The 14,117-nt window shown below is 65.0% G+C and carries 12 protein-coding genes; 9 read left to right on the top strand and 3 right to left on the bottom strand.

Going from position 1 to position 14,117, the window contains the following annotated elements; all coding sequences use genetic code 11:
- The first annotated feature begins 81 nt into the window (after nt 1-81).
- From QX070_RS04790 to QX070_RS04770, 5 genes are all read left to right on the top strand, one after another.
- The gene (locus QX070_RS04790; RefSeq protein WP_315735339.1) at nt 82-873 is read left to right on the top strand and encodes an ABC transporter ATP-binding protein; all 792 of its coding nucleotides are present in this window, start codon (nt 82-84) and stop codon (nt 871-873) included.
- Complete coding sequence (locus QX070_RS04785; RefSeq protein WP_315735337.1) at nt 870-1,682, top strand: ABC transporter permease; 813 nt, start codon at nt 870-872, stop codon at nt 1,680-1,682. The genes QX070_RS04790 and QX070_RS04785 overlap by 4 nt, the downstream gene beginning before the upstream one ends.
- A gap of 124 nt (nt 1,683-1,806) precedes the next feature.
- On the top strand, nt 1,807-3,135 hold the full coding sequence (locus QX070_RS04780) for a polyhydroxyalkanoate depolymerase (RefSeq protein ID WP_315735335.1): 1,329 nt from the start codon (nt 1,807-1,809) through the stop codon (nt 3,133-3,135).
- A gap of 208 nt (nt 3,136-3,343) precedes the next feature.
- Nucleotides 3,344-4,183, top strand: a complete 840-nt coding sequence (locus QX070_RS04775; protein ID WP_315735333.1) for a SprT family zinc-dependent metalloprotease — start codon at nt 3,344-3,346, stop codon at nt 4,181-4,183.
- A gap of 318 nt (nt 4,184-4,501) precedes the next feature.
- Nucleotides 4,502-7,183, top strand: coding sequence for an EAL domain-containing protein (locus tag QX070_RS04770; protein ID WP_315735331.1), 2,682 nt, complete (start codon nt 4,502-4,504; stop codon nt 7,181-7,183).
- A gap of 140 nt (nt 7,184-7,323) precedes the next feature.
- Here the strand turns inward: QX070_RS04770 and QX070_RS04765 are convergent, their stop codons facing one another.
- The gene (locus QX070_RS04765; protein ID WP_315735329.1) at nt 7,324-9,534 is read right to left on the bottom strand and encodes a penicillin-binding protein 1A; all 2,211 of its coding nucleotides are present in this window, start codon (nt 9,532-9,534) and stop codon (nt 7,324-7,326) included.
- Between the two features lie 155 nt (nt 9,535-9,689).
- Between QX070_RS04765 and QX070_RS04760 the strand changes: the two genes are divergently transcribed.
- The 4 genes from QX070_RS04760 (at nt 9,690) to QX070_RS04745 (ending at nt 11,662) form a co-directional block, all read left to right on the top strand.
- Entirely contained in the window at nt 9,690-10,124 is a 435-nt protein-coding gene (locus tag QX070_RS04760) for a DUF1330 domain-containing protein (protein WP_315735327.1), read from the top strand.
- A gap of 206 nt (nt 10,125-10,330) precedes the next feature.
- Nucleotides 10,331-10,645 (top strand): metalloregulator ArsR/SmtB family transcription factor, encoded by a 315-nt coding sequence (locus QX070_RS04755; RefSeq protein WP_315735325.1) that lies wholly within the window; start codon nt 10,331-10,333, stop codon nt 10,643-10,645.
- Nucleotides 10,642-11,001 (top strand): polyketide cyclase, encoded by a 360-nt coding sequence (locus tag QX070_RS04750; protein WP_315735323.1) that lies wholly within the window; start codon nt 10,642-10,644, stop codon nt 10,999-11,001. The genes QX070_RS04755 and QX070_RS04750 overlap by 4 nt, the downstream gene beginning before the upstream one ends.
- Nucleotides 11,002-11,044: 43 nt before the next feature.
- A complete protein-coding gene (locus tag QX070_RS04745; RefSeq protein WP_315735320.1) occupies nt 11,045-11,662 on the top strand; it encodes an ATP-dependent Clp protease proteolytic subunit in 618 nt (205 codons plus the stop codon).
- Nucleotides 11,663-11,919: 257 nt separating this feature from the next.
- On the opposite strand, the gene QX070_RS04740 is transcribed toward QX070_RS04745, so the two are convergent.
- Together QX070_RS04740 and QX070_RS04735 are read right to left on the bottom strand one after the other, a co-directional pair.
- Nucleotides 11,920-13,146, bottom strand: coding sequence for an ABC transporter substrate-binding protein (locus tag QX070_RS04740; protein WP_315735318.1), 1,227 nt, complete (start codon nt 13,144-13,146; stop codon nt 11,920-11,922).
- Nucleotides 13,147-13,660: 514 nt separating this feature from the next.
- Entirely contained in the window at nt 13,661-14,026 is a 366-nt protein-coding gene (locus QX070_RS04735) for a DUF1304 domain-containing protein (protein WP_315735316.1), read from the bottom strand.
- Nucleotides 14,027-14,117 lie beyond the last annotated feature (91 nt).

Genomic DNA, 14,117 nt, shown 5'->3' with positions numbered 1-14,117 from the left:
CGCGCAGGCGCGGCGACAAATCTGGCCGGCCGTTGGTGGCCTGTTGCGGTTTGCGGCACAATGCCTCAATGAACCCCTCCCATGACGCAAGATGACGCAGTGCCGACCCTCTCATCCGATTCCAGCTCGGTTTCGCCCGCGATTGCCGTGTCGCGGCTGACCAAGGTCTACAAGACGACGACCGCTGTCGACGGCATCTCCTTTGCGATCCGCCGCGGCAGCATCACCGGGCTGCTCGGCGGCAACGGCGCCGGCAAGACCACGACGATTGCGATGATCATGGGGCTGGTGCAGCCGACCTCGGGCGAGGTCGCCGTGCTCGGCCGCAGGATGCCGGACGAGGCTGCTGCCGTGCTGGGGCGGATGAATTTCGAGAGCCCCTATGTCGACATGCCGATGCGCCTCACGGTGCGGCAGAACCTCACCATCTTCGGCCGGCTCTATGCGGTGGACCACCTCAAGGAGCGGATCGCGGAGCTCGCCGCCCAGCTCGACCTGACCGACTTCATCGATCGTGCCAATGGTAAGCTCTCCGCCGGGCAGAAGACGCGCGTCGCGCTGGCCAAGGCGCTGATCAATGATCCCGAGCTGCTGCTCTTGGACGAGCCGACTGCCTCGCTCGATCCTGACACCGCCGATTGGGTGCGTGGCCATCTCGACAGCTACCGCAAGCGCCGTGGCGCCACCGTGCTGCTCGCCTCGCACAACATGCTGGAGGTCGAGCGTCTGTGCGACCGCGTCATCATCATGAAGCGCGGTCGCATCGAGGACGACGACAGCCCGGCGCAGATCATGGCGCGCTACAACCGCTCGACGCTCGAGGACGTATTCCTCGACGTCGCCCGCGGCCGCGACCGGGAGGCCGCGCAATGAACGATCTTTCGCTCCGCATCGCCCCGCACCGGATCGGCGCGATGATCCTGCGCTACTGGTATCTGCTGCTGTCGTCCTGGCCGCGGCTGCTGGAGCTGATGTACTGGCCGACCCTGCAGATCATCACCTGGGGGTTCCTGCAGACCTACATCACCGCCAATGCCGGCTTCTTCGCCCGCGCCGGCGGCACGCTGATCGGCGCCGTCATCCTGTGGGACATCCTGTTCCGCGGACAGCTCGGGTTCTCGATCTCCTTCCTCGAGGAGATGTGGGCGCGCAACATCGGCAACCTGATGATGAGTCCGCTGACGCCGATCGAATTCCTGCTGGCGCTGATGACGATGAGCCTGATCCGGTTGGCCATCGGCATCATTCCGATGACCCTGATCGCGGTCTGGTTCTTCGACTTCAACCTCTACAGCCTCGGCCTGCCGCTGATCGCCTTCTTCTGCAACCTGATCTTCACGTCCTGGGCGGTCGGCATCTTCGTGTCGGGGCTCGTGCTGCGCAACGGGCTCGGCGCCGAGAGCATCGTCTGGACGCTGATGTTCGCGCTGATGCCGCTCGCCTGCGTATACTATCCCGTTCAGGTGCTGCCGCATTGGCTGCAACTGGTCGCCTGGTCCCTGCCGCCGACCTACGTGTTCGAAGGCATGCGCGCGCTGCTGGCCGATCACGTCTTCCGATCGGACCTGATGCTGACGGCGCTCGGGCTCAATGCCGCCCTGCTGCTGGCGTCGTTTGCGGCATTCATTGCCCTTTTGCGTAGCGCGCGCCGCGCCGGCTCGTTGCTGGCGGCAGGGGAATAATTGCGCTTTTCCCGTGGATTTCCGGGCTCATTTCGTCGCTTTGCGGCGTTGACACGTACAACACCGCATTGACGCTTAATTGCGCATTCGGCAGTATGCTGCATTGCAGAGAGGTTGAACGAGAATGCCGATAGGTGAGTTTGGCGGTGCACCGCCCCTGGCGTCGGAAGGCAGTCCGGTCCTGACGACGCCGATGTACTGGATGTACGAAATGGCGCACGCCTCGCTCAATCCAGCGCGCGCTGTCACCGACGCCACCAAGATCCTGTTTCAGAACCCGCTCAATCCCTGGGCCCACACCCAGATGGGCAAATCGGTCGCGGCGGCCTGCGAGCTGTTCGAGCGCACCACGCGCCGCTACGGCAAGCCCGAATGGGGCCTCGACGAGACCGAGGTCAACGGCATCCGGACCCCCGTCGAGGTCCGCTCGATCTGGGAAAAGCCGTTCTGCCGGCTGCTCTATTTCGACCGCAAGCTGACCCGCCCGCTGCGCAGCCCCCAGCCCCGGCTGCTGATCGTGGCGCCGATGTCCGGCCATTACGCGACCCTGTTGCGCGGCACGGTGGAAGCGTTCCTGCCGACCCACGAGGTCTACATCACCGACTGGTCTGACGCGCGGATGGTCCCGCTGGCCGAAGGCCGCTTCGATCTCGACGACTACATCGACTATGTCATCGAGATGCTGCGCTTCCTCGGCACCAACATGCACGTCATGGCGGTGTGCCAGCCGGCGGTGCCGGTGCTGGCGGCGGTGTCTGTCATGGAGGCCGAGCGCGACCCGTTCGCACCGATCTCGATGACCCTGATGGGCGGCCCGATCGACACCAGGCGCAACCCGACCGGCGTGAACAATCTCGCCCAGGAGCGCGGCATCGACTGGTTCCGCAACCACGTCATCACCAAGGTGCCGTTCCCGCATCCAGGCGTCATGCGCGACGTCTATCCGGGCTTCCTGCAGTTGAACGGCTTCATCAGCATGAACCTCGACCGCCATGTCGACGCCCACAAGGCGCTGTTCGCCAACCTCGTGAAGGGTGACGGTGACCAGGTCGACAAGCACCGCGACTTCTACGACGAGTATCTCGCGGTCATGGACCTGGCTGCGGAATATTATTTGCAGACGGTGGAGACCGTGTTCGTCAAACATGCGCTGCCGAAGGGCGAGATGACCCATCGCGGCACGCTGGTCGATCCGTCGAAGGTCACGCGCGTGGCCTTGATGACAGTCGAAGGTGAGAAGGACGACATCTCCGGTCTCGGTCAGACCGAAGCGACGCACGGACTCTGCTCGTCGATCCCGGATCACCGCCGGGTTCACTACGTGCAACCGGGTGTCGGTCATTACGGCGTGTTCAACGGCTCGCGATTCAAGTCGGAGATCGTGCCGCGCATCAACGATTTCATGCTGTCGGCAGCCGATCCGAAGTCGCTGCTCGCCATTGCGGCTGAATGAGTGAAGACGATGGTCACCGCGCATCCGAATCCGGATGCGGGGTAACCCTTTGAAGGGACGCTAGAAACCGGAACTCAGGAGTGACTCAAGCAGTGAATGTGGCGTCGCTTCTTGAGCGATGCTTTTGAATCTGAATTCATGTTTTCGGGGGCGCGCGAGGCCCAACCGCTAGGGTGCGGAACCTTCCGAACCCCTGTATGTTGGGCAAATGATTTGTTTTTGCGCCGAGCGCTTTCCCTGGCGATGGATATGGCAAAATCCGGGCGAGTTCTTCCCTCCCGGACTGACAGAAATGGCCACTCGCGCGCTACTTTATCGGCGGCCCGCCGAACCTTCGCGTCTTCTCGTCAAGCATGGCTCGCAAATCTACTCGATTAGATTGCGGCGTCACCGTCGTGCGCGACGTTATACCCTGAGAATTCATCCGTCGGATCGCGAAGCGATCCTCACGATGCCTCCGCGCGGCACGATCATCGAAGCGAAAGACTTCGCGCAGCGTCACGGCGCGTGGATCGCGGCGCGTCTTGGCCGTCTGCCGAAGGCGGCGCCGTTCCTGCCGGGCACTTTGGTGCCGCTGCGCGGCGTGCCGCACAAGATCGTGCATCGCGCGGGCGAGCGCGGCACGGTGTGGACCGAGACGCGAGACAGTGGCGAGAAGATCCTGTGCGTGGCCGGCGGGATCGAGCACACCGAACGCCGGGTGCTCGACTTCCTGAAGCGCGAGGCGCGCCGTGACCTGCAGAAGGCCGCCGACGCCTATGCCGAGCAGCTCGGCGTCAAGGTTAAGCGGCTGTCGATCCGCGACCAGTCGAGCCGCTGGGGCTCATGCACCTCGGCCGGCTCGCTGTCGTTCTCGTGGCGCCTGATCCTGGCGCCGCCCTTCGTGCTCGATTATCTCGCCGCGCACGAGGTCGCTCATCTGATCGAGATGAACCACTCGCCGCGGTTCTGGAAGGTGTGTGGCAGGATCTGCTCCTCGGTCGAGCGCGCCAAGAAGTGGCTCGACACCTGCGGCAACGATCTGCATCGCTATGGCATCGACGACTGAGGTCTCGACGATAGAGCATCTCGACGATGCGAGTCCCAATGGCCCGGCCTTCTGGTCCGGGCCATTTCTTTGTCGGGTTCCAATCTGCATCGATGAACTCAGAACCCGCGTGCGGACTATCGAATTCTTAAGCCTTCTCGCCTGCAGTCGGAGGATATTGCCCAATTCGGCGGCGCCTTAACGCGGCCGTAACGCTGCGCTCGCCAGATTTACCGCGATCAACCCCAAGGTGACGTCCCAGCGAGCTGCCGGGTCGTTCGCTGCAACCAAAGCGCCGATCGTTTCTCTCGAAACGTGCAGCGCGCCTCGAATCGAACGATGCCTGCAAGCGAGTTCCAACCGGCCGCATCCACACAATTGCTCTCGGCCGCGCTCGACGGTGCCCCCGAGGCGATCCTGTTTCTCGACGCGCAGGGCCATGTCCAGCACGCCAACCAGGCGGCGTCGGTGCTGCTGCGGCGTGAGCCGGCCGCTCTGATCGGCGCCGACCTCGAAAGCCTGGGTCTCCCCGCGGATCTGATCCCGGCGCCCCCCTGCGACGAGACGACCGACGCGCAGCAGGACGCGGACCAGTCCGAAGCCCGCGAAATGACGATGCGCCATGCCGATGGCGGGCGGACCCGCCTCCGCCTGTCGCTGTGCGCTCTGCCGCCGGGCCGTGACGACGAGCCGGTCCGTTCGCTGCTGTTCATTCGTGACGTGACCACCGAAGTCGACATGCGCGAGCGCAATGCGCTGCTGACGTCGGTCGCCGACCGGACCAACCGGGCCGTCATCGTCACCGATCGCGAGCTCAACGTCCTCTATACCAACGCCGCCTTTGCCAGCCTGTTCGGCTACACGCCTGAACAGGCGATCGGGCGCCGGGCCGAGGAACTGCTGATCGGCCCCTGCACTGATCCCGCCATCGTCGACCGGCTGAGGCAATGCCTCGAGGACGATCGCGGCATCGAGGAGGACGTGCTGGTCTACGACAAGGACGGCCGCGAGATCTGGACGACCGCCTATGTCAAGGCGCACCGGACCAAGCGGGGCAAGGTCAGATATCTGTTCGGGCTGCTCACGGACATCCGGGAGACCAAGCAGTTGCGCTCGCTGCAGCAGCTGATCATGGCGTCGCTGGCATCCGACGTTTCGATCACGACCATCGCCGATCAGCTGTGCCGCCGGGTCGAAGAGCTCGCCCCGGACGTCGTCTGCTCGATCCTGCACGTCGATTCCGATGGCCGCATGCATCCGCTCGGCGGCCCCAGCCTTCCGTCCGCTTATTCGGCCAGCCTCGACGGCGTCGCGATCGGGCCGGACGTCGGCTCCTGCGGCACCGCCGCCCATCTCTGCGAGCCGGTGCTGTCGCACGACATCGACAATGATCCGCGCTGGCAACCCTACAAGGCCGGCCCGCTCGCCGCCGGCCTGCGCGCCTGCTGGTCGTCGCCCATCAAGGGCAAGGACGGCCGCGTCATCGGCACCTTTGCCTTCTACTTCCGTGAATGCCGCGGCCCCAGCCCCTGGCACGAGCAGATCGTGGCCGCCTGCGTCCAGCTCGGTGCGCTCGCCATCGAGCGCCAGGAGGTCCGCTCGACGATCTCACAGGTCGCCTATCATGACATGCTGACGGGCCTGCCCAACCGTGCCCGCATCCCGTCGCTGATCGCCGAAGCCATCAAGGCCTGTCCGGAAGGCGGACACGTCGCCGTCGCCTTCCTGGACGCCGACAATTTCAAGGACGTCAACGACACGCTGGGCCATGCCGCCGGCGACGAGTTCCTGGTCGGCTTCGCCAACCGCCTGCGAGCGCAGATCCGCAACGGCGACATGCTGGGCCGTCTCGGCGGCGACGAGTTCGTGATCGTGCTGCAGAACCGCGATGCCCTGGAAGCCTCGCTCGCGGCGGCGCGCATCACCGCCGCGCTGGCGATGCCGCTGACGATCGGCAAGCGCCAGGTGCCGATGTCGGCGAGCATGGGGCTCAGCCTCTATCCTGATAATGCCAAGGACATCGAGACCCTGATCAAGCAGGCCGACGCGGCGATGTACAAGGCCAAGCGCGGCGGCCGGGCGACCTACCGCTTCTTCAGCGCCGACATCGACAAGCTCGCCGAAGAACGGCTGATGCATTCGACCGCGCTGCGCGAGGCGATCGCCAGCGAGGCCCTGACGTTGCACTATCAGCCGCAGATCCGCACCCGCGACGGCGCGATCCACGGCGTGGAAGCGCTGGCGCGCTGGCACGATCCGGTGCTCGGCGAGGTCTCGCCCGCCAAGTTCATTCCGCTTGCCGAGGAATGCGGCCTGATCGAGCAGATCGGCGTGTGGTCGATCAAGCTGGCCTGCCAGCAGATGGCGTCGTGGCGGCGTGCCGGTCTCGACATCCCCTGCATCTCGGTGAACCTGTCGCCGATCAACTTCCAGAACGTCAATCTGGCGGCGATGGTGGCGCAGATCCTGGCCGCCAACGATCTGCCGGCGAAGATGCTGATGCTGGAGATCACCGAGGGCGTGATCCTCAACGAGCGCGCCACCGTGATCGCGACCATGAACGAGCTGCGCAACATGGGCGTCGGCCTGTCGTTGGACGATTTCGGCACCGGCTATTCGAGCCTCAGCCGGCTGGCCCAGCTACCGATCGACGAGTTGAAGATCGATCGCAGCTTCATGCGCGATTTCGAGAACGACAGCGGCACGCGGGCGATCGTGACCGCGGTCGTGCGCGTCGGCCAGAGCCTCGACGTGGCCGTGGTCGCCGAAGGTGTCGAGACCGAGCCGCAGCGCAAGCTACTGGCCGAGCTCGGCTGCGATGCGATGCAGGGCTTCCTGTTCGCGCGGCCGATGGCCGCCAGCGCCTTCAGCCGCTGGCTGCTGGACTACAGCGCCCATCGCGCGAGCCTGATGCTGCGGCTCGTCGGACGCGCGCTGGCGCAGGCCTCCGGTGATGCGAAAGGCGAGGGTGCTGCGAAAAGCGAGCCGTCATCGCGGCCCGTTGCGGCCGCCGCGGGCTGATCAGGCCGGACTCACTGTCTTCCCCTGACGAGCATCGCTCGTTGTGTCGCAACACGCAGCGCATTTGCGCTTCCGTCGTCATTCCGGGTTCAAGGCCTGCGGCCTTGCCCCGGAATGACGGTGGTCGTGGTGCAATCAGATCAGCGCCGGCCGCCGAACAACCGGTCCACCAGCCAGCCGTCGAGCCCGGCCGCGGGCTCCGGACGAACATTGCTGCGGCTCGGGCTCGGCGCCGCCGAGCGCGCCGAGTAGGCTGCATTGGGTGCGGGGGCCGACGGTGCTGAAATCTGCGAGGCGATCTGCGCCAGCGTCGGCACAAGGCCCGAGCCCTGCGCGTTCGGCAGCGCCGCCACCGGCACGCCCTGATGCGCCGCGCGCATGAAGCGGGTCCAGACCTCGACGGGTAGGCCGCCGCCGGTCGCCTTCCTGGTCGGCGAGTTGTCGTCATTGCCGAGCCAGACGCCGGTGACGAGGCGCGCGGTGTAGCCGATGAACCAGGCGTCGCGGAAATCCTGGCTGGTGCCGGTCTTGCCGGCGGCGATCCAGCCCGGGATCTCCGCCTTCTTCGCGGTGCCGGAGATCAGCGTCTCCTGCATCATCTGGTTCATCATCGCCGCGTTGCGCGGCTCGATCACCTGCACCGGCTGCTCGGCCTGGCGCATGTAGAGCAGCTTGCCGTCGAGCGTCCTGATCCGCGTCACCACATGCGGCGAGACGCTGACCCCGCCATTGGAGAACGGCGCGTAGGCGCCGACCAGCTCGATCATCGACACCTCGGAGGTGCCGAGCGCGATCGACGGGTTGGGATCGAGCTTGGAGGCGATGCCGAGCCGATGCGCGGTCCGCACCACGTTCTTCGGCCCGACCTCGAGGCCGACGCGCACCGCGACCGTGTTGAGCGACATCGCCAGCGCTTGGGTCAGCGTCACCGGGCCGAAATATTCGCGGGTGTAGTTCTCCGGCTTCCAGCCCTTCAGGTCGAGCGGCGCGTCCTGCCGCACCGTGTCCGGCGTCAGGCCCTGCTCGATGGCGGTGAGATAGACGAACGGCTTGAACGCCGAGCCGGGCTGGCGTTTGGCGGTCACGGCGCGGTTGAACTGGCTGTCCGCGTAGTTGCGGCCGCCGACCATCGCGCGCACGGCTCCATCCGGCGTCATCGCCACCAGCGCGCCCTGGCTGACGTTGAATTTCACGCTCTTGGCCGCGAGCTCGTCGATGATGGCGGCCTCGGCGACGGATTGCAGCTTCGGATCGATCGTGGTCTCCACGACGATCGACTCCTCGACCTGGCCGACGAGGTCGTCGAGCACCTCGCCGATCCAGTCGGCGACGTAGTTCACGGTGCCGGCGCCGGCCGGCTTCACCGCGACAGAAGGATGCGCGATCTGGGCCTGCGCCTGGGCGTCGGTGATGAACTTGGCCTCGGCCATCGCCGCAAGCACGGTCTGCGCGCGCTTGGCCGCGCCCTCCGGGTTGCGGTTCGGCGCCAGCCGCGACGGCGACTTGACGAGACCTGCGAGCATCGCGGCCTCGCCGATCGTCACCTGCCGCGCGGACTTGCCGAAATAGCGCTGCGCCGCCGCCTCGACGCCATAGGCGCCGGAGCCGAAATAGACCCGGTTGAGATACAGCTCGAGGATCTCGCGCTTGGAATATTTGCGCTCCAGCCACAGCGCCAGCTCGGCCTCCTGCAGCTTGCGCGCCAGCGTGCGCTCCTGGGTCAGGAACAGGTTCTTGGCGAGCTGCTGCGTCAGGGTCGAGCCGCCCTGCGATACGCCGCGATGCAGGATGTTGGCGACGACAGCGCGGGCGATGCCGATCGGGTCGATGCCGAAATGCTGATAGAAGCGGCGGTCCTCGATGGCGATGAAGGCCTTCGGCAGATAGGGCGGCAGATCCTTCAGCGCGACATTGGCGCCGGCCATCTCGCCGCGCTGCGCCAGCATGGTGCCGTCATAGCCCACGATCTCGATCGTCGGCGGCCGCTTCGGGATCTCCAGCGACTGGATCGGCGGCAGATGCGCGCCGGCCCAGATCACGATGCCGACCAGCGCGATCACGCCCCACAGGCCGCAGACCAGCGCCCAGTAGAACATGCGCCCGATCGACAATCCCCAGCGCGACCTGCCGCGGCTCGGCTTTGGTTTCGGTGTTGAGGTCTTCGGCTCGCGCGCCGGCACATCGTCCTCGTTGTCGGGCTCGACCGGCCTTTTCTTCGCAGCGGACTTCTTGGGCGCGTTGTTGCCGGAGGGGATACGATCCTTGGGGTCGAGGCGCAGATCGGCCATCGCGGCCGCAAGACCGAATCGCGGCTCCTTGCGTCCGCCGCTCTGTTTCCGTCCCCGCGCCATACGCAACCCGAGCCCGCGACCCCGCCGTCCGACCACGGTAATGTCCGGAGTTTAAGGGGCAGTTAGGAAGAGCTTAACGCGCGATTAGGAGTTTCGCGCCGCTAACGCCGCGTTATGGTTAAGCGAAGGTCAACAACAATCAGGCGAGGGAATTCATGGGCCATATCGATCCCACCAAGGAGGTGTTCGCGCAGTTCCGGGAGAATGACCGCCCGGGTCCGATCCACATGCTGAACCTGGTGCGGCTGCGCAAGGAGGCGGCCTATCCCGATGGACGCAAGGTCAGCGGCGCGCAAGCCTATGCCGCCTATGGCCGCGAGAGCGGCCCGGTGTTCGAGCGCCTCGGCGGCCGCGTCGTCTGGCAGGGTCGCTTCGAGCTGATGCTGATCGGTCCGCAGGAGGAATACTGGGATCACTGCTTCATCGCCGAATATCCGAGCGTGCAAGCCTTCGTCGAGATGATCCGCGATCCCGTCTATCGCGAGGCAGTGAAGCACCGCCAGGCTGCGGTCGAAGACTCGCGCCTGATCCGCCACGCTGTGCTGCCAGTGGGCAAGAACTTTGGCGAGGTGCCGGCGGGGCAAGTCTGACTACACCCGCAAGATTGGTAGTCGGCAGTCGACAAGCAAAAGGTACGTTCCCTCCCTCCTTGTGGGGGAGGGAGCGCGGCAGTGGGCTGGGTGAGAGCGAGTCCTGATCGAGAAGCGCCCAGGCGCGTCGCTCTACTCGACGACATCCGCGTTCTCAGCCTCCGTTGCCGCTTGCATGACACATAAGTTTATGCTTATGTGTTGGCATGATCGAGAGTGACATCTTCAGGGCCCTGGCTGATCCGACGCGATACGCGATCTTCGAGAAGCTGGCGAACGGCAGCTTGAATGCCAGCGCGCTTCGCGAGGGTCTGACGATCAGCCAGCCGGCGATGTCCCAGCACCTCGCGGTTCTCAGAAGCGCGGGATTGGTGAGGGAAGAACGGCAGGGTCGCTTCGTCAACTATGAGGTCGATCCGGAGGGCCTGGCGCAGATCGCGCGCTGGCTGGCGAAGTACCGCGCCTACTGGCCGTCGCGGGTCGATGCGTTGAAGGCCGTGCTGAAGGACATGGACCAATGACCGATATCAAGGCTGACCGGCAGAGCGACGATCTGGTGCTCGACTACGAGCTCGACGCTCCGCCGGAGAAGGTGTGGCGGGCGATCAGCATTCCCGCGCTGCGCGAGAACTGGCTGCCTTCAGGAGAATTGGCCGATGCCGCCCCGATCTCCTCGACGCCCGGCGAAGAAGTTCGCTACCGAATGCGCGACGACGAACCGCCGTATCTTGAGAGCATCGTGACGTTCCAGGTCATGCCCAATGCCGCAGGCGGGACCAGGCTGAGAATCATTCACGGACTGGTCGTCACGAAGCTGATGCGGCGGACGCCGCCGGCGGCGAACAGCAACCGGCGCAGCCTGATGCGCGCGGCTTGACGCTCTAGTTCACTAACAACCCACTGAAACCGGGAGCTCGCGCATGCGCGACACGATGCAACTCGTCCCTATGGTCATAGAGCAGTCCAGTCGGGGCGAACGATCCTTCGACATCTATTCGCGGCTGCTCCGTGAGCGGATCGTCTTCCTCAACGGCGAGGTCAACGACACGGTGTCCGCCCTGGTTTGCGCGCAACTGCTGTTTCTCGAGGCGGAGAACCCAAAGCGGCCGATCCATCTCTACATCAATTCACCCGGCGGCGTGATCACCAGCGGCCTCGCGATGTATGACACGATGCAATTCGTCAAAGCACCGGTACACACGCTCTGCATGGGAACGGCGCGTTCGATGGGGTCGTTTCTTCTGATGGCGGGCGAGCCGGGCGAGCGTACGGCGCTGCCCAATGCAAGCCTTCACGTGCATCAGCCGCTCGGTGGTTTTCAGGGCCAGGCGTCCGACATCCTGATTCACGCCAAGGAGATGGAGCTGACCAAGCGCCGCATGATCAGGCTCTACGCCGAGCATTGCGGGCGCAGCTATGAGGACGTCGAGCGCACCCTGGATCGCGATCACTTCATGACCGCGGACGAAGCCTTGCAGTGGGGCTTGATCGACCGGGTCGTCAAGCAACGAGACCTGGGTGACGTCATCAACGACTGATACTCCCTCGACGCGACGGCGGATCCTACCGCAACAGCCGTTGTCACCCGCGATGCGGTCGAATGGCCGTCGGCGAGCGCACGCAGCGACGAACGGGCGCAACCCGTGCCGCAATGCAGAACGGGGCCGCGCTATCCCGCAGCCCCGTCCCATCGATGTTGACCGCGTCATTCCGGGGCGATGCGCAGCATCGAATCCGGAATCTCGAGGGTCCGGGCTCGTCGCTATCGCACGCCCTGGAACGACGTCGAGTGCAGCTAGCCCGCCGCGCCCTTGTCCTCCAGGATCGGGCCGAACAGCTCCCAGCGCTCACCGTTGAACTTCATCATCTGTAGTTGCTTGTTGACGCGATAGTCGGTCGGCGAGGTGTTGATCTTCATGCCCGGCAGCGACAGGTCGCCGACGACGTCCTTCAGCGACGCCGCCTGCTTCATGACGTTCTCGCGCGTCAGGTTGTCGCCGCACATCTGCAGCACCGTCACCAGGAGCTGTGCGTTCCCGTAGCCATAGACGTTGAAATTGGAGTTCTTGTCGCCGTCCGGATAATACTTGGCCATGAAATCCAGATAGCGCTTCATGCCCGGATCGTCCTTCCAGGTCGGATCGAGCGGGTCCTTGCCGTAATTGACCGAGATCACGCCCTTGGAGGCTTCGAGGCCGGCCGGTTGCATCACTGCGCCGACAGACGTGGCATTGATATCGACGATGTGGACGGGGTGCCAGTCGAGCTCATGCAGCTTCTTGATGGCCTGAGCGGCCTGCTTCGGCGTCGCGGCGGAGAACAGCAGGTCGGCGCCGGCCGCCTTGATCTTGAGGATCTGCGAGTCGATGGTCGGATCGGACACCTCGTAGGAGGCATCGGCGACGATCATGGTCGATGCCTTGTCACCCAGGCCGGCCTTGATCCCGTTCAGATAGTCCTTGCCGAGATCATCGTTCTGATAGAGCACGCCGATCTTGGCGTTGGGATGCTCCTTCAGAATGTACTGGCCGTAGATGCGGCCCTCGGTGAAGTAGTTGGGATTGTACCCCATGGTCCAGGGGAAGTTCTTGGGGTCGGTGAACTTGGTGGCGCCGGTGGCGGCGAACAGCTGCGGCACCTTCTTCGCGTTGAGGTATTTCTGGACCGCGGCGTTGGACGGCGTGCCGATGATCTGGAAGGTCAGCAGCACCTCGTCGTCCTCGACCAGCTTGCGGACCTGCTCGACCGCCTTGGGCGGCGAATAGGCGTCGTCATACTGGATCAGCTTGATCTTGCGGCCATTGATGCCGCCCTGCTCGTTGATCATGTTGAAATAGGCAGCCTGGGTCTTGCCGATCGAGGCATAGGCCGAGGCGGGGCCCGAGAACGGCACGGTCTGACCGACCTTGATCTCGGTATCGGAGGCGCCGGGATCATACTTCTTCTGGGCCGAGGCTGACGTGACGGAGAGGGTGACGGCCAAAGCGGCCGCGCCTGCAAGACGGAAATATCCCTGTCGCATGGGGTCTGCATTCCTCCTGAATGTTGTTGTGCGGCTGGTCTGCCCGGACGGGCGCCATCGCTACAGGCAGTGTGGAGGAACGGCTTGGCGGACGCAAGGCGAGCCGCCACCGGGACTGCGGCGGTTCCGCGGGGCGAGGGCTTAGGATGCAAGCTCGATGATCGTGACTTCGCGCCATTGCGAGCCAAGCTGCCCCCTGACATTCAGTGTCGTCCCGGCCAAGCCCTGGCGTCGCGCAGCGACGTCAGGGCGCAGAGCCGGGATCCATAACCACAGGCCGCCCTGTGGCGAAGACTCGGAGTTGCGATCCTGCCTCGAACGTCGCCCGGGAGTATGGGTCCCGGGTCGGCGCACGCCGGCGCGTTGCGCCGCCGTGCTTGCCCGGGACGACATCTGTGGTCGCTGCTTCAAAACGGCTTCGCCATTTTGCGCGCGAATGTCCCGGAATGACGTCCTCATGGGCACCGACATCGTCCGCAGGCGTCTCGAAGGACGGCCGCGGACTCGGTGCTGATCAAGCCGCCAGCCAGACGAGCACCAGGCCGATTGCCGCCGGCACGCTCTGGATGAACAGGATCTTCCGGCTCGCCGTGGCGGCGCCATAGAGGCCCGCGACGAGCACGCAGAGCAGAAAGAACACCTTGATCTGAAAACCGAACACCGGCGCCGGATGCGCGAGGCCCCAGAACAGGCCGGCGGCGAGGAAGCCGTTGTAGAGGCCCTGGTTGGCGCCGAGCACCTTGGTCTGCTCCGCGCGCTCCGGCGTGTTGTTGAACGCCCTCAAGCCGGCCGGTTTGGTCCAGAGAAACATCTCGAGCACGAGAATGTAGACGTGAAGCAGGCCGATCAGTCCGACGACGATGTTTGCAATCAATGCCATGGTTCGGCTCCCCCAAGCCTGCCGGGACCGGCGGTGGTGCCGGCCCCCTCGTTCAAATCTTCTCCGAGCGGCTCAGGGCCGCGCGATGGTC

The sequence above is a fragment of the Bradyrhizobium sp. SZCCHNR1093 genome, from assembly GCF_032381175.1.
Taxonomy (GTDB): domain Bacteria; phylum Pseudomonadota; class Alphaproteobacteria; order Rhizobiales; family Xanthobacteraceae; genus Bradyrhizobium.
The sequence above is the reverse complement of the archived record's forward strand: the minus strand, read 5'-3'. Positions and strand labels throughout refer to the sequence as shown.

Coding starts and splice junctions, on each gene's coding strand:
- QX070_RS04790 (WP_315735339.1), top strand. CDS start 82: ATGACGCAAGATGACGCAGTGCCGACCCTCTCATCCGATTCCAGCTCG.
- QX070_RS04785 (WP_315735337.1), top strand. CDS start 870: ATGAACGATCTTTCGCTCCGCATCGCCCCGCACCGGATCGGCGCGATG.
- QX070_RS04780 (WP_315735335.1), top strand. CDS start 1,807: ATGCCGATAGGTGAGTTTGGCGGTGCACCGCCCCTGGCGTCGGAAGGC.
- QX070_RS04775 (WP_315735333.1), top strand. CDS start 3,344: ATGATTTGTTTTTGCGCCGAGCGCTTTCCCTGGCGATGGATATGGCAA.
- QX070_RS04770 (WP_315735331.1), top strand. CDS start 4,502: ATGCCTGCAAGCGAGTTCCAACCGGCCGCATCCACACAATTGCTCTCG.
- QX070_RS04765 (WP_315735329.1), bottom strand. CDS start 9,534: ATGGCGCGGGGACGGAAACAGAGCGGCGGACGCAAGGAGCCGCGATTC.
- QX070_RS04760 (WP_315735327.1), top strand. CDS start 9,690: ATGGGCCATATCGATCCCACCAAGGAGGTGTTCGCGCAGTTCCGGGAG.
- QX070_RS04755 (WP_315735325.1), top strand. CDS start 10,331: ATGATCGAGAGTGACATCTTCAGGGCCCTGGCTGATCCGACGCGATAC.
- QX070_RS04750 (WP_315735323.1), top strand. CDS start 10,642: ATGACCGATATCAAGGCTGACCGGCAGAGCGACGATCTGGTGCTCGAC.
- QX070_RS04745 (WP_315735320.1), top strand. CDS start 11,045: ATGCGCGACACGATGCAACTCGTCCCTATGGTCATAGAGCAGTCCAGT.
- QX070_RS04740 (WP_315735318.1), bottom strand. CDS start 13,146: ATGCGACAGGGATATTTCCGTCTTGCAGGCGCGGCCGCTTTGGCCGTC.
- QX070_RS04735 (WP_315735316.1), bottom strand. CDS start 14,026: ATGGCATTGATTGCAAACATCGTCGTCGGACTGATCGGCCTGCTTCAC.